This window comes from Vibrio sp. RE86, assembly GCF_013114545.1.
Classification (GTDB): Bacteria; Pseudomonadota; Gammaproteobacteria; order Enterobacterales; family Vibrionaceae; genus Vibrio.
Map to the genome: position 1 here is coordinate 45,250 of NZ_VTXI01000004.1, position 14,619 is coordinate 59,868.

The window sequence follows — 14,619 nt, forward strand, 5'->3', positions numbered from 1 at the left end:
GGGCGCACTCATAGAATATTGAACAATGTTCTTTTTTGAAAAATAACCATGGCCCGTAGAAACGATCATACCCGTGAAGAGCTTGTTGCTCTTACACTCAGCACCGTTAAAGAGTTTTTAGCAACCAATTCGCACCACGATTTAAGTTTGCGAAAGATTGCGACGATGATCGGCTATGTCCCAAGTACCTTGGTTAATGTATTCGGTAATTATAATTTACTGCTGCTACATGCCGTTGCTCAAACGCTGGATGAGCTGTCTAAAGAAGCAAGTACGGTCGTCAACCAAAGTGACGCACCAAAGACGGCACTGTATGAGCTTGCCTACTGTTATCATGATTTTGCCCAAAGACACCCACATCGTTGGCAGTTGATTTTTGAGCATAATATGAACGGCGAGCCTCTACCAGAATGGCAGTCAGATCGTATCGATTCTATGACGGGGATGTTGGAACATCTGCTTCAAGCACTCGCTCCTCATCGTAGTGAAGCGGAAGTTCTGCAAGCAAGCCGTGTTTTATGGTCTGGCGTTCACGGCATCACACTGCTTAGTGTGGACGATAAGTTTTTTGCCGCAGAACCTATTGATGGCAAAGAGCTCATTGAAAACTTGCTGTCTAACTACCTCGCGAACTGGTAAATCCAAAGGGATTAAGGATATTCATGGCGAACACCCAACGTTCTCTGCTAGGGCAAAGACGATTTTTGCCCTACTTCATCACCCAGTTCTTTGGGGCGTTTAACGACAATATTTTTAAAAACGTTCTTCTATTATTTGTCGCCTTTGCGGGAGCTGGCGCACTACCTGTCTCAAGCAACTTGTTTATCAATCTGGCTGCGGGCCTTTTCATTCTTCCCTTTTTTCTCTTTTCCGCTTCAGCTGGTGTACTTGCAGATAAATATGAAAAGTCATGGTTTATCCGTAAAGTAAAACTGGCTGAAATTGGCATCATGTGTCTTGGCGCGATTGGCTTCATTACTGAAAGCTATGTGATCTTACTCATTTTGCTATTTTTAATGGGCACTCAATCAGCTTTCTTTGGCCCAGTGAAGTACGCCTTGCTCCCTCAGCAGCTTAAAGCTGATGAGCTGGTTCCTGGAAACGCATTGGTCGAAACGGGCACTTTTCTCGCAATTCTTCTCGGCACTTTAGGCGCGGGAATCATCGCGTCTGCCGAAAGTGCAAAATACGTCGCAGCAATTTGTGTCATAGTCTTCGCGCTATTGGGTTACTTGTCGAGTCGCTCTATCCCTGAAGCCCCAGCAAGCGCGCCCGATCTTCAGTTCCGTTGGCAGCCAATCAAACAAACTAAGAAAACCATCGCCATAGCCAAAGCTGATCGCACTATTTTCCAGGCACTTATGGCTATTAGCTGGTTCTGGTTCTTAGGAGCGGCTTACCTGACACAGTTTCCCAACTTCACTAAGCTTCACCTTAACGGCAGTGAGAGTGCGGTTTCTTTTCTACTTGCGCTGTTTTCTGTTGGTATCGCCATTGGTTCTCTTGCGTGTGATAAGTTATCTAACCACCGCATCGAAGTAGGGATTGTGCCGCTCGGCAGTTTAGGTATTACCATTTTTGGTGCCCTCATGGCGACGTCTGTCCCTGAGTCGTTACCGACATTTGAAAGCTTCAGCGAGTTCCTTGCTCATCAAGCTCTCTGGCCTGTGTTCGCATACCTATTATTACTTGGTATGTCAGGGGGGATCTTCATCGTTCCTTTGTACGCAATGATGCAGCAACGGGCGAAACCAAGTGAACGTGCTCAGGTCATCGCTGGATTGAATATCTATAATTCGCTCTTTATGGTCGGTAGCGCCGTATTAGGAATTATCTGTTTAACCGTCTTTGAGCTCAGCATTCCTCAACTCTTCCTGCTACTGTCTGTGATGAACTTGTTGGTTGCCGTCTATTTGTGTTTGCAAGTACCGATCTTTGTCGTACGTTTTGTGATGTGGGTGCTGACCCATACGATGTATCGCGTCACTCATAAAAACCTCCATCACTTGCCAGAAAAGCAAGGAGCACTATTGGTCTGCAATCATGTCAGTTACATGGATGCTTTACTGCTCAGCGCTGTGTGCCCACGCCTAATTCGCTTCGTAATGGAAGAAGACTACGCAAACCTGCCTCCCCTTAAACGTTTTCTCAATCGCGCAGGGGTCATTCCAATCTCGGCAACGAATCGGCGTTCAATTGTGCGAGCATTCGGCGAGGTTGAACAAGCACTGGCTGATGGGCATATTGTCTGCATTTTTCCCGAAGGTCGACTCACCTCAGACGGTGAAATGAACGAGTTTATGCGCGGTATGGATCTAATTCTAAAACGCAGCCCTGTCCCAGTGATTCCCATCGCTCTAAAAGGCATGTGGGGAAGCTATTTTAGTCGTTATAAGGGCTCTGCGTGTAAAGGGCTTCCAACGCGGTTTTGGTCAAAAATAGAGATTGAAGCAGGCGAGCCGGTACCTGCAGATATGGCGTCGACAAAGAGCATGCATGAAAAAGTATCTAACTTACGTGGTGATTGGCGTTAAGCGCTGATTTTGGTCTCTAAGTAAGATTGCTAATGAGCGTTCAATTTTTCTGAACGCTCGTTCAATACAACCCACTCTCTTTATCAAATCGAGTTCGCTAAAATACAGGCTAACTTTATTTTAGGTATTTAACCTCGCTACACGACTTATAATGAAAAACATTAAACACCAATTGCCTTTCTGGTTTGCGCTTGCGTTCTGCTTAACACCTATGGTCTCATCTCCGACTGCTTTGGTGATCGGTTTTTTTCTCGCCTCTTTAGGTCTGGTACCAACGCAATTTAATCTGGCCAAACTGACTAAGAAATTACTCGCTTACTCTATCGTTGGTTTAGGTTTCGGCATTCAATTTGAACAAGCCCTATCGGTAACTTCAGATGGTATTGGGCTTATTATTGCGACTATATTTGGTACTTTGATCATTGGTTGGTGGGTAGCAAAAGGGATTGGACTGAACAAAGAGACGGGATACCTCATCTCATCAGGGACAGCCATTTGTGGTGGCAGTGCCATTGCGGCGGTTTCTCCTGCAATCAACGCAAATGATGAACAAATCGGATTGTCGCTGGCTACTGTCTTTGTCCTGAATTCTGTGGCTCTGTTTGTGTTTCCTGTGATTGGCCATGCTCTCAACCTTGATCAGCATACTTTTGGAACATGGGCTGCAATCGCCATTCACGACACGTCATCGGTAGTGGGAGCAGCATCAGCGTATGGTGAGGAAGCACTCACGACCGCGACTACACTAAAGTTAGCCCGCGCATTATGGATTATTCCTATCGCTCTTTTTAGTGCTGTTCTATTCCGAAGTGAATCGAAGAAGATCACCATTCCTTACTTCATCTTCTTCTATTGCGCAGCGATCGCCTTCAGTGATTTTCTTCCGCAGTTTGAGCTGGTTTACCAAGGCATTTTCGACGTTGCGAAACGCGCGTTAGTGGTGTGTCTGTTCTTGATTGGGTGTGGCATTTCAGTAGAGAAACTGAAATCAGCAGGACCTAAGCCATTAATGTTTGGTGTGTCATTGTGGATTGCAATATCAACGTCATCCCTCGCTTGGCTGACACTCGCTTAATTCTCTTTTAAGCCTTGTTGCAACTTTCTGCTTTTCTGGTGCTTGTAGTTAACACCAATCGCTATCACCAGTAAAAAAGCAGAAAGTTCAGCCAGTGCTCTGACTAAACCTTCACTATATATCGCCACAACGATCTGCAAAAGTACCGCTGTTACTAACGCCAGCTTTATCATTCTTATTCCAATATCCCTATACCGATAGGCTCTATTATGAAATAGGGATATAAGAATGATAAATTCACATTTGGACTATGAAATTTCGAAATTAACTAAGCTTGTTTCGCTGTTCAACCAGCCACTCTTTTACCGCTTTTCGAGAGACTTTAATTCCACCTTCCGTCAACGCCTTAGGCATCTCATAGTAAGCGATTGGCCACTTGAATTTGGTCAGTTTACTCTTCAAGTTTGGTTCTATATTTTCGGTAGAGAGAGATTTAGAACAAACAACAACAGCCACAGGTCGATGACCGTATTCTTCATCTTCAATAGGAACAACCACCGCTTGTTCTATCCCCTCTAGTTGCACTAAAGCGGATTCAACCTCTTCACAGTGAATGTTTTCCCCACCAGAGATAAACTGATTGTCGGCACGTCCAATGATGTTAAGTTCACCGTCAATCCATTCACCGAGATCTTTAGTATCAAACCACCCGTCTTGAGTAAGCGGCGTAATCACCCCTTGATTGTAGTAACCCGATGCCAACGTTTCACCAGAGATAAAGATTCGCTGATTTTCTAATCGTACTTCCCTTTTTGGTAACACAAAACCTGCACTGTATCTCTCATCAATTTGTTTTGCCGTGACAGTTGAAGCCGCTTCTGTCATGCCATATCCAAGCCAAGTCTCTATGCCCAACTCTGATGCTTGTTGTGACAAGGCTAGAGGTACATGACTGCCCCCAAGCAAGACATGGGTTAGAGAGAGTGACGTTTTCGCATCTAACAACCGTTTTAGCTGCGTCGGCACCAGCGAAGCATGGGTAACGCCTTGTATGTCATGTTCAAGGTGACCTGTTCCGAGCTTTAGAGTTGCCCCACTAAATAGCCAGCGGTAGACAATCGCCAGCCCAGATACGTGATACATTGGTAGACTGAGCAGCCAGCTGTCTCCCTGCTTATAGGAAAAACGTTCCAACAACCCAGAAGCAGAGTTTAGGTGCTGCCTTGAGGTATGAACAACCGCTTTAGGGTTGCCTGTTGAGCCCGAGGTAAAGACAATTGAAGCCAATTGGTTTTGTTTGTACTGCGAATTCGCCCCACTGACTTTTGACTCACTATACTCAATAGTATTGAACTGCCCCAAAGTTCCTTCGCTATCTTTAACCCAAATATAAGCGGTTTTATTTCCGTATAAGGTCTTCAGCTTCGCTTTTAATTCATCAGGAGACTGAGGCATAGTCAGTGAGCAGAGGGCTCCGAGTTCTAGACAAGCTAAGTAGATAAATAGCTGTTCAACGCTGTTTTTACCAACACAAGTGAGAAGGCTACCCTGCCCTATACCTTGTTCTTGTAAACCGCGGGCAACAGCAAATACCTGCTCTTGCAGTTGCTGCCAACTATACGTTTTTTCAGAGGTGATTAACGCGCATAAAGATGGGCTCAATTGAGCCCACTGTTGTATTGGTGACGGTTGTCGGTCTGTCATTAGGATTGCCACAATAACGCTTGTTCTGACAGTTTAGCGACGGGTAGGTCACATCCCGGCCATGCGGTTTCCAGTTGCTGCGCAAATAGACCCACGGTGTCTAAACCCGGCACTTCATCTGGAAGCTGCCAATGTGCAAAGCGAGCAAGTTGCGTTAGCGCGAGGCTTGATTCAATACTTGAGCTGATGACAGCCTTGATTCCAAGTGCATTGGCTTTGTTGATCAATTGGATGCATTTCTCAACAGAGCCGATCAAAGTAGGTTTAATCACAATCGCCTTGGCACCGTTTAAATCTTCTAACTTGAAGTCATCTTTGCGAATCGCATGTTGAAGCGTCTCATCCCAAGCAATCGCGATACCCGTATCGATAGCAAACGAGAAGCTATCTCCCGGAACTTTACACGGCTCTTCGATGAAAGCGATGCGGCCTCTTAAAGACGGAGCGATTTTCTTGGCAAACTGCTGCGCTTTTTCAGCGGTCCATGCTCGATTTGCATCCAAGCGAAGTGTTAAATCTGGAATCGATTCAAGGAACAAACTGACCAACATGCCATCACGAATTGGCTCATAAAGACCCACTTTGATCTTGGCAACTTTTTGACCTGTCATTGCATTGAGCTTTGGCAACAGCTCGTCAGGATCTCCTGAACATAGAGGAGCGGCTTGATACGTTCCTTGCTCAGGCAGTTGTTTAGTCAACTCTAGCTGAGCCATTGAAAGACCGAATGCCACGGATGGGTATAGCTCGTCTAGCGCAAGTTCGTGGCCTTGAGACCAAAGCTCTAATTGCTCGACAAGCTGTGAGTAAGCGTCATCCATCGTTTCAATACTGAAACCAGGCAACGGGGCTATCTCACCGCGGCCAATATCGCCATTTTCTGACAGCTCAACAACAAAGCCTTCACGATGTTTCAACCTTTGTTCACGCAGTATCACGCCACTGTCCATCGGCAATTCATAGCGATACAGTTTGGCTGATCTCATAGCATTATCCCTTTTTAATTTATCAATAATGGACAAGTTGTAGATAGGTTTCTAAGCCAGAATGTCGATAGCTAGGAGAAGGCGCGGAGTTTATGAACATAAATGAGCACCTTCGACAACGCTAGCGGCATTCTGGCGACGAAAACTATTGCAAATTAAGGGTTGCGTGGAAACTTATTGAAGTCCGGACGGCGCTTTTCGTTAAACGCATTACGACCTTCCTGACCTTCTTCTGTCATGTAGAACATCATCGTTGCATTGCCTGCTAGCTCTTGAAGACCCGCTTGACCATCACAGTCGGCATTCAGCGCGGCTTTAAGACAACGTAGCGCCATAGGACTGTGTTGAAGCGTTTCACGACACCAGCGAACCGTTTCACGTTCTAGCTCTTCGATAGGCACAACGGTATTCACTAATCCCATATCCAGTGCTTCTTGAGCATCATAGAAACGGCATAAGAACCAAATTTCACGCGCTTTTTTCTGGCCGACAATACGAGCCATGTAAGATGCGCCCCAACCGCCATCAAATGACCCCACTTTCGGGCCTGTTTGACCAAACTGAGCATTTTCAGCGGCAATCGTCAGGTCACACATCATATGAAGTACGTGACCGCCGCCCACAGCCCAACCGGCTACAGATGCAATCACTGGCTTTGGACATGTACGAATTTGACGTTGGAAATCCAATACGTTTAGGTGGTGCGTACCTGAATCATCTTGGTAGCCGCCGTAGTCGCCACGGATCTTCTGGTCACCGCCTGAACAAAACGCCTTTTCGCCAAGGCCTGTCAAAATGATCACGCCTACGCCTTCGTCGTAACGTGCGTCAGCCAGTGCGTTAATCATCTCTTTAACGGTTTGTGGTCGGAAAGCATTGCGTACTTGAGGACGCGCAATAGTGATTTTCGCGATGCCATCTGCCGATTTGTGGTACTGAATATCTTCATATTCACCGGTGCAGTCATTCCAGTTTACTGGTGCGTATAGTTCTTCTTCTGAGATACCGACTGTTTTTGCCATGGTGATTCCTGTTTGTTTACTTACTGGCTCAACGTATCAAAGTGATTGATAAGCTGAGCTTTTACGATGCCCGCAAAAGCCTGTGGCTGTTCAACATGAACATTGTGCCCCGCTTTCGCGACTCGGCTAAAAGACAAACCGCTTCGTTCGGCCAACTGACTAAACTTATTGTCTTCTTCGCCACATATATAATGGGTTTCAACGCCCGACCGCTTTAAGCCATCGAGCAAATACTCTTGTTTGGATAGCGATGTTGCTTCAAGCATCTCTGCGACCGCATGACCAAGGTTAGCACTGCGTTTAGCGATCAGTTTTTGTCTTTGCTCATGGTTTAGTGAACTAAACACGCTCTGCTGATACCAATCGCTCAACACCTGTTCAATGGGTTCAACACGAAATCTGTGTGCCCATTGTTGGTCATTGGTCCATCGCTGTTGTTTTTGCTGATCATTTTGCAGACCAAAGTTGCCCCCTTCGACGATCAGCAGTTGGATATTCAGGGATGCAAAGTAACCCAACGCAACACCTGACATTGCTATACGGCCACCCAACGAATAGCCAACCAATACTATAGGTCGCTCTGAACAGACTTGGGTAAGCAGAGTGTCAGATATTTGATCACAACACTGCTTAAAGTCAGAACATGCTTGAGCAACGCTCTGCCCATGACCTGCCAAATCAATCGACATAGAGGGGTATTCATCAAGCAGATCGCTTACCTGTTTCCAATCTTTGCCCGAACCAAGCAGGCCATGAAGATAAACAATCAAAGGTCGTGAAGTGTCGTTAAATGTTTTGTTGATCTGACTATAAAGCATGGACTTGTTGGATCAGTTCTTTGAGCTGCGCGGAAGCTTGTTCAGGTGGGGTTTGAACTTCAACAATTAACGCCCCTTCTCCCTCTAGCAGATGATGGTTAACGCGCTCTTTATATGCATCGAGCGTTTCTGGTTTACTGTAGCCAAGCTTGAATTGCTTCGCCGCAAACTCAAAGTCATAGCCATGTGGCATCTGATACAGAGATTGTTTTTGTTCTTGAGGAACAGGCAAGAGATCGAAAATCGCGCCACCATCATTGTTCGTCACCACAATGACCACAGGCGTTGTTTGTTTCGTTAGCAGCGCCAGAGAATTGAGATCATAGAGTAATGACGTATCACCAATGAATACCACGGTTGGGGCTTGATTGGCGCTAACTACGCCGCTTGCCGTTGCAATAAGGCCATCAATCCCCGAAGCACCGCGGTTACTGTAAACCGAGTAATTATCAACGCTAGAGAACATGTCCACTAGGCGGACAAACAGACTATTGCCTAAAAACAACTGAGAGCTGTTTGGTAAGTCATTCATACTCAAGGCTAAGCTTATCTCGCTTAATGGTGCAGAGGCAGCCAAGTGCAATTGTGCCAAGCTGGATACCTGCTCAGCTAGACCATTGAGTTCATCCCCCCAGCCAGACTGTGAGTTTAACAACGGCGGTAATGTATCTTGAGCCTGCTCAATCCAATTGCCAATGCTGGCGAGATGGTGAGTTTGCATTAAATGGGATTGGTTGTTTCTTGAGGAGCTAGCATCCACATAATGATAAGTTGCAGCTCGTTCCTCTACTTGTTTTTCTAACCAATGATTGAAGCGTTTAGAGACGATTCTAGAGCCAAACTGCAGTATGGTTTCACACTGATTTAAGCATTGAGAAAGCGCTGAGTTTTGCAGCCAAATATCGTAGTGCGCCCAATTAGAGGTCAAGCCAGATTGAGGGTCACACAATAAAGGCCAGCCGAGCTTTTCCGCCAACGCTTTCGCTTTATGAGCCTCGACCAAACTGATACTACCTAAAACAATCACCCCTTTGCGTGTAAACAACTCTCCCGCATCTATTGGCGCAACCGCCTGCTGAACTAACTGCTTAGTGTATGGCTTACTGGTTGAGTGCCACGAACCTAACTGGTCGATATAATTTTGATAGATCGCTTTAGGCTCTTTGCTGTACAACGGCTCAGGGAACGGGCAATTAATATGAACGGCTGAACCAGATTTCTGTTGTTCGAACATCAAGTGATCAATGGAGGTCAACAGCCATTTAAGAGGCACATTCAAAGACGGACTAGGCAGCTCCAATGAACCAAGCACATGGTCAGAAAAAATACCTGACTGATTGATCGCTTGGTTTGCCCCGCACCCTATTAATTCAACAGGTCTATCGGCAGTGAGCACCACCAGCTTTTCCCCCGTCAACTTAGCTTCCGCAATGGCAGGCAGCAAGTTTGCAACAGCCGTACCCGAGGTCACAATCACTGCCACTGGCTTTTGACTCGCCTTAGCTAACCCTAAAGCGAAAAAACCTAATCCGCGCTCATCGAAGTGGGTGTGCAAAATCAGCTTTGAGTTTTCGTCCGCTTCTAACGTTAATGGCGTAGAGCGCGAGCCCGGTGCAATACAGACATCATGGATACCAAAGCGACTGAGCTCTTCAAGTAAGGTCTGGCTCCAGATTCGGTTAATCACGGCTTGCTGTAAGGGTGTAGATTGGTCACTCATTTAAGAAGCGACTCCTAACGGTGGATGATTGGAAATCAAAGAGAGCAAAGTCGACATTTTTTTATCTAGCTCTTGCCATTCGTGGTCAGCGACGGAGCCTGGCACAATGCCTGCACCAGCAAATAGCTGAACTTGGTCTTCAAGGACCAAGGCGCTGCGAATCGCGACACAAAATTCGGCCTTTTGGTGGCTAATAAACCCCATCGAACCTGCATACCAGCCACGCGCGAAAGGTTCATTTTCTTGAATAAACGCCATCGACTCTTCACGAGGCAGTCCTGCTACTGCGGCGGTAGGTTGAAGCGCGCCAAGCAGTTGAACGCCATTGATACCTTTGTGCAAATGCGCATGAATACTGCGCTTCAAATGCTGCACTTTGCGCAGACGAACAAGCCGAACATCTTGCTCAACATGCACATCATCAGAGTAAGGTACTAAGCGATCAATAATATCATCTACGACATATTGGTTTTCATTGAGGTTCTTTGTATCACTTGCCAGCCAATTTGCCAGTTCCATGTCTTGGCTAGCATTGCTTCCACGGCCGATTGTACCCGCCAGCGCTTCTGTGTAGAGCTCCTGCCCCTGTCGAGAGTATAAGCGTTCAGGAGTTGACCCAATAAAGCTGTGCTTTTTATCCAAAGCGAGTAAGAAGTGGAAGCTATGATGGTTGTTCAGGTAGCTTGATTTAAGCAGTTGCGCCGCACATAAGGGTCTATCAAGCGTTACTGCGCTCTTTCTGGCTAGCACCACTTTTTTGAATTGATTATTTTCGATGCCTTGCAGCACCTTATCGACTAACTCAGTCCATTGAGATTGAACAGGCGTGTGCTCTATATGTTCGATATGAGCGGACACAGGAAGAAGCGTAGAAACCTCAAACTTTAATTTGTGCAGTGCGGCTAAGGTGCGGTGTTTTTCTGCTGTCAGGTTGACCGCCAATGACCAAGAGTCATCGAAGCGAATCAGTTCGACCTGAGGCAGAAAGAAGAAAGAAGACATACAGCGGCGATTCTTTCCAGTTTGTCCATCGAAAGATCGCCCACCCCAGATACGCTGGTCATCAGCCAGAATGGTATAAGCCGGCGCAGGGTCAACAAAAGTATGCAGTTGACCTAGTGCAACGACTTCTTCACGCGTATCACGTGATTGCCAGTAAAACTTAGGAAATAGCGGCTGCGCCTCTAGCCAGTCTATAAACGCAAAGTCAGGTTTTTCCTCAAGAACTTGAACCAGACGGTTTACACCATCTTCCGCATCCTTTACGCGTTCAATCAGTTCAGTAACGGCTTGATGAAAGTATGACAAATCAGCCTCGTATGCATAAGGGTTATTATTCTATTTTAACTTGCTACTCTATTAATAGCCCTTACTCAAATCAAGGTTGCAATCAATGTTTTGCAAAATCCTGTGATAGCAAACGTGCTACAAGGGCTTTATTGTTGTTATCTCAGTAGATTTTTATTCTAAGTAACCTCTTTTTGAGTTACTTTAATAAAGAAATTCAATAATTTTTAGGTTTTATTCAATGCAAAATATCGGGATGTCGTCAAAACTCGACAATGTCTGCTACGACATTAGGGGTCCTGTACTCAAACATGCTAAGCGCATGGAGGAAGAGGGGCATAAAATACTGAAGTTAAACATCGGTAACCCCGCCCCATTTGGCTTCGACGCCCCAGACGAAATTTTGGTTGATGTAATTCGAAACCTTCCTACTTCACAGGGTTACTGTGATTCGAAAGGTATCTACTCTGCACGTAAAGCCGTAGTACAACATTACCAGCGCAAAGGCATTCGTTCTTTAGATGTTGAAGATGTATACGTAGGAAACGGCGTTTCAGAGCTAATCGTAATGGCGATGCAAGCACTGCTTAACAATGGCGACGAAATGCTTGTACCAGCGCCTGATTATCCTCTTTGGACAGCCTCTGTTGCGCTCTCGGGCGGTAAAGCGGTTCACTACATTTGTGATGAAGAAGCCGACTGGTATCCAGACCTTGATGATATTAGAAGCAAAATCACGCCAAAGACTCGTGGTATTGTTCTCATTAACCCGAACAACCCTACTGGCGCGGTTTACAGCCGAGATTACTTGCTAGAAGTGATTGAGATTGCTCGTCAGCATAAACTGATCATCTTTGCCGATGAAATCTACGACAAAGTGCTTTACGACGGCGCTACTCATACCTCGGTGGCGACATTAACAGAAGATGTGTTGGTCGTAACGTTTAACGGCCTATCTAAGGCATACCGTGTATGTGGCTTTCGCGGCGGTTGGATGTTCTTAACCGGCCCGAAACACCAAGCGCAAGGCTATATAAACGGTCTGGATATGCTCTCTTCCATGCGTTTGTGTGCCAACGTTCCTATGCAGCATGCAATCCAAACAGCATTAGGCGGTTACCAAAGTATTAATGAGTTGATTCTGCCAGGTGGTCGTCTGCTTGAACAACGAGACCGGGCTTGGGAGCTGATTAACCAGATCCCTGGAGTGTCTTGTGTGAAGCCTAAAGGGGCGATGTATCTATTCCCGAAAATTGACACCAAGATGTACAACATCAAAGATGACCAAAAAATGGTGCTCGACTTCCTCGTTCAAGAGAAAGTGCTGCTCGTACAGGGAACTGGCTTCAACTGGCCTAAACCTGACCACTTCCGCATTGTGACGTTGCCACACGTCGAAGACCTTGAGCTGGCGATTGGTCGTTTTGAACGCTTCTTATCGACTTACAGCCAGTAGTAATTAAGTCCGTTCTTTCATATGCTTAAAGGGTGCTCATTGAGTGCCCTTTTCTAATTTTGGAGGAAAGTAATGTCACAAGAACATCCTAGTGAAAGCCACTTCTTCGCCCACCTTGCTCGTATGAAGCTCATTCAGCGTTGGCCATTAATGCGCTCGGTTTCAACAGAAAACATCTCTGAGCACAGCCTACAGGTTGCCTTTGTCGCTCACGCCCTTGCTGTCATCAAAAACAAAAAGTTTGGCGGCGATCTCAATCCAGAAAGAATCGCGATCTTGGGTATGTACCACGATACCAGCGAAGTGTTGACGGGTGACCTTCCAACGCCAGTCAAATACTACAACCCTGAAATTGCCAAAGAATATAAGAAGATAGAAGCGGCTGCCGAACAAAAGTTGCTCTCGATGTTGCCTGAAGAATTTCAAGAAGACTTCGCTCCATTTCTGGTATCAACAGCGGCTCATAAAGAAGATGCATCCATTGTTAAGCAAGCCGATACGATTTGCGCTTACTTAAAATGCTTAGAAGAACTCAGTGCGGGCAACCATGAATATGCACTGGCTAAAAAGCGTTTAGACGTCACTCTCAAGGAACGCAGCAGCCCAGAGATGGATTACTTCCTTAATGTGTTTGCGCCAAGCTTTGAACTCTCTCTGGATGAAATCAGCTAATTCGCGTGCTTTGCCGTCAATGCCTTGCAGTGGCATTTGTATAAGTGTACGGTAAGAAAAAAGATAAGGGAGTACACCTATGACGTTTAAAATCAGCGAGTTATGGGCAGAACGACATGATGATGAGCATAAGCTGCGTCGTGATGACCATCGTAGCCCTTTTCAGCGCGATCGTGCGCGTATCTTACATTCTGCTGCATTTCGCCGCTTACAAGCGAAAACGCAAGTCCACGGTAACAGTTTTGATGACTTCCACCGCACCCGTCTGACCCACTCTCTTGAAGCCGCTCAGCTCGGTACAGGTATTGTCGCTCAAATTAAGAAGAAACAACCCGAGTTTCGTGACTTACTGCCCAGTGACAGTTTGATCGACTCTCTCTGCCTTGCCCATGATATCGGCCACCCACCTTATGGTCACGGTGGTGAAGTCGCACTTAACTATATGATGCGTGACCATGGAGGGTTCGAAGGCAATGCTCAAACATTCCGTATTGTCGCCAAACTCGAACCTTACACTGAACACTTTGGCATGAACTTAGCTCGCCGCACACTACTTGGCCTGCTCAAGTATCCGGCGTTGATTAGCCAAACACGTGCGACTGCTCTTGCGCCTATCCCTTCGCATCAGCGAAAACTAAAAGCAAGTGATTGGTCACCAGCCAAAGGTTTGTATGACTGCGACAATAAATCATTTGAATGGGTTTTAGAGCCACTGGATGAAGCAGACAAAGCACTCTTTAGCCAGATGCGCGAGGAAATCTACAATGACCACCAACACAAGAAAACGCGCTACAAGTCCATTGACTGTTCCATTATGGAACTTGCTGATGACATCGCATACGGAGTGCATGATTTAGAAGATGCCTTAGTGCTTGGTATGGTCAATCGACATCAATGGGTCGAAGGTGCCGCAAGCTCATTAGCTGAGTGTGGCGACCCTTGGTTTGAAAAGCACATTGCTTCTATTTCTGAGATGCTATTTGCAGGCACTCATTATCAGCGTAAAGATGCAATCGGCGGGATGGTAAACGCACTCCTCACCAGTATTTCCGTCAAGCCCGTCGATGCGCCGTTTAAAAGCGACCTGCTGGCATTCAACGCGGTGCTTGAGCCTTCAATGGCCAAAGCTTTAGATATTCTAAAACGCTTTGTCAGTGAGTACGTGATTCAAGTTCCGCACGTTCAAGTGGTCGAATATAAAGGTCAACAGATCATAATGGATGTTTTCGAAGCCTTGAGTGCTGACCCAGAAAGGCTTCTACCTATCCAAACTCGTCAGCAGTGGCTAGGCAAAGAAGACGAGAGCGCCGGCTATCGCGTTATCGCCGACTACATTTCATCCATGACTGACGGCCATGCTCAAAGGCTTCATCAACAGCTATTCTCTTCTCTATGATCAAGTTCA

General features: G+C 46.2%; 13 protein-coding genes. 6 read left to right on the forward strand and 7 right to left on the reverse strand.

Annotated elements, in window-relative coordinates; all coding sequences use genetic code 11:
* The first annotated feature begins 48 nt into the window (after positions 1 to 48).
* From F0231_RS05420 to F0231_RS05430, 3 genes are all read left to right on the forward strand, one after another.
* Positions 49 to 639: a TetR/AcrR family transcriptional regulator gene (locus F0231_RS05420; RefSeq protein WP_171758702.1), complete on the forward strand. Its 591-nt coding sequence runs from the start codon at positions 49 to 51 to the stop codon at positions 637 to 639.
* Positions 640 to 662: 23 nt separating this feature from the next.
* Positions 663 to 2,534 (forward strand): MFS transporter, encoded by a 1,872-nt coding sequence (locus tag F0231_RS05425; protein ID WP_171758703.1) that lies wholly within the window; start codon positions 663 to 665, stop codon positions 2,532 to 2,534.
* 151 nt (positions 2,535 to 2,685) lie between these two features.
* The gene (locus tag F0231_RS05430; protein WP_171758704.1) at positions 2,686 to 3,609 is read left to right on the forward strand and encodes a YeiH family protein; all 924 of its coding nucleotides are present in this window, start codon (positions 2,686 to 2,688) and stop codon (positions 3,607 to 3,609) included.
* Here the strand turns inward: F0231_RS05430 and F0231_RS05435 are convergent.
* The 7 genes from F0231_RS05435 to F0231_RS05465 all read right to left on the reverse strand — a co-directional run bounded on the left by F0231_RS05435 (position 3,606) and on the right by F0231_RS05465 (position 11,107).
* Positions 3,606 to 3,782 carry a hypothetical protein gene (locus F0231_RS05435; RefSeq protein WP_171758705.1) on the reverse strand — a complete coding sequence of 59 codons (177 nt, stop codon included), beginning with the start codon at positions 3,780 to 3,782 and terminating at the stop codon, positions 3,606 to 3,608. The genes F0231_RS05430 and F0231_RS05435 overlap by 4 nt on opposite strands.
* Before the next feature lie 91 nt (positions 3,783 to 3,873).
* On the reverse strand, positions 3,874 to 5,253 hold the full coding sequence (gene menE / locus F0231_RS05440) for an o-succinylbenzoate--CoA ligase (protein WP_171758706.1): 1,380 nt from the start codon (positions 5,251 to 5,253) through the stop codon (positions 3,874 to 3,876).
* Positions 5,253 to 6,239, reverse strand: coding sequence for an o-succinylbenzoate synthase (gene menC, locus F0231_RS05445; RefSeq protein ID WP_171758707.1), 987 nt, complete (start codon positions 6,237 to 6,239; stop codon positions 5,253 to 5,255). The genes menE and menC overlap by 1 nt, the downstream gene beginning before the upstream one ends.
* Before the next feature lie 155 nt (positions 6,240 to 6,394).
* Positions 6,395 to 7,261: a 1,4-dihydroxy-2-naphthoyl-CoA synthase gene (menB, locus tag F0231_RS05450; protein ID WP_171758708.1), complete on the reverse strand. Its 867-nt coding sequence runs from the start codon at positions 7,259 to 7,261 to the stop codon at positions 6,395 to 6,397.
* Between the two features lie 20 nt (positions 7,262 to 7,281).
* Positions 7,282 to 8,079 carry a 2-succinyl-6-hydroxy-2,4-cyclohexadiene-1-carboxylate synthase gene (gene menH, locus F0231_RS05455; protein ID WP_171758709.1) on the reverse strand — a complete coding sequence of 266 codons (798 nt, stop codon included), beginning with the start codon at positions 8,077 to 8,079 and terminating at the stop codon, positions 7,282 to 7,284.
* A complete protein-coding gene (menD, locus tag F0231_RS05460) occupies positions 8,069 to 9,799 on the reverse strand; it encodes a 2-succinyl-5-enolpyruvyl-6-hydroxy-3-cyclohexene-1-carboxylic-acid synthase (RefSeq protein ID WP_171758710.1) in 1,731 nt (576 codons plus the stop codon). Before menD ends, menH begins: the two co-directional genes overlap by 11 nt.
* Positions 9,800 to 11,107: an isochorismate synthase MenF gene (locus tag F0231_RS05465; protein ID WP_171758711.1), complete on the reverse strand. Its 1,308-nt coding sequence runs from the start codon at positions 11,105 to 11,107 to the stop codon at positions 9,800 to 9,802.
* A gap of 220 nt (positions 11,108 to 11,327) precedes the next feature.
* On the opposite strand from F0231_RS05465, the gene F0231_RS05470 reads away from it, so the two are divergent.
* From F0231_RS05470 to F0231_RS05480, 3 genes are all read left to right on the forward strand, one after another.
* Positions 11,328 to 12,542, forward strand: coding sequence for a pyridoxal phosphate-dependent aminotransferase (locus F0231_RS05470; protein ID WP_171758712.1), 1,215 nt, complete (start codon positions 11,328 to 11,330; stop codon positions 12,540 to 12,542).
* Between the two features lie 72 nt (positions 12,543 to 12,614).
* Complete coding sequence (gene yfbR / locus F0231_RS05475) at positions 12,615 to 13,214, forward strand: 5'-deoxynucleotidase (protein WP_171758713.1); 600 nt, start codon at positions 12,615 to 12,617, stop codon at positions 13,212 to 13,214.
* A gap of 79 nt (positions 13,215 to 13,293) precedes the next feature.
* A complete protein-coding gene (locus tag F0231_RS05480) occupies positions 13,294 to 14,610 on the forward strand; it encodes an anti-phage deoxyguanosine triphosphatase (protein ID WP_171758714.1) in 1,317 nt (438 codons plus the stop codon).
* Positions 14,611 to 14,619 lie beyond the last annotated feature (9 nt).

What these genes read in the sequence shown, in the direction of transcription:
- F0231_RS05420 (WP_171758702.1), top strand. Translation starts at nt 49, where the DNA reads ATGGCCCGTAGAAACGATCATACCCGTGAAGAGCTTGTTGCTCTTACA.
- F0231_RS05425 (WP_171758703.1), top strand. Translation starts at nt 663, where the DNA reads ATGGCGAACACCCAACGTTCTCTGCTAGGGCAAAGACGATTTTTGCCC.
- F0231_RS05430 (WP_171758704.1), top strand. Translation starts at nt 2,686, where the DNA reads ATGAAAAACATTAAACACCAATTGCCTTTCTGGTTTGCGCTTGCGTTC.
- F0231_RS05435 (WP_171758705.1), bottom strand. Translation starts at nt 3,782, where the DNA reads ATGATAAAGCTGGCGTTAGTAACAGCGGTACTTTTGCAGATCGTTGTG.
- menE (WP_171758706.1), bottom strand. Translation starts at nt 5,253, where the DNA reads ATGACAGACCGACAACCGTCACCAATACAACAGTGGGCTCAATTGAGC.
- menC (WP_171758707.1), bottom strand. Translation starts at nt 6,239, where the DNA reads ATGAGATCAGCCAAACTGTATCGCTATGAATTGCCGATGGACAGTGGC.
- menB (WP_171758708.1), bottom strand. Translation starts at nt 7,261, where the DNA reads ATGGCAAAAACAGTCGGTATCTCAGAAGAAGAACTATACGCACCAGTA.
- menH (WP_171758709.1), bottom strand. Translation starts at nt 8,079, where the DNA reads ATGCTTTATAGTCAGATCAACAAAACATTTAACGACACTTCACGACCT.
- menD (WP_171758710.1), bottom strand. Translation starts at nt 9,799, where the DNA reads ATGAGTGACCAATCTACACCCTTACAGCAAGCCGTGATTAACCGAATC.
- F0231_RS05470 (WP_171758712.1), top strand. Translation starts at nt 11,328, where the DNA reads ATGCAAAATATCGGGATGTCGTCAAAACTCGACAATGTCTGCTACGAC.
- yfbR (WP_171758713.1), top strand. Translation starts at nt 12,615, where the DNA reads ATGTCACAAGAACATCCTAGTGAAAGCCACTTCTTCGCCCACCTTGCT.
- F0231_RS05480 (WP_171758714.1), top strand. Translation starts at nt 13,294, where the DNA reads ATGACGTTTAAAATCAGCGAGTTATGGGCAGAACGACATGATGATGAG.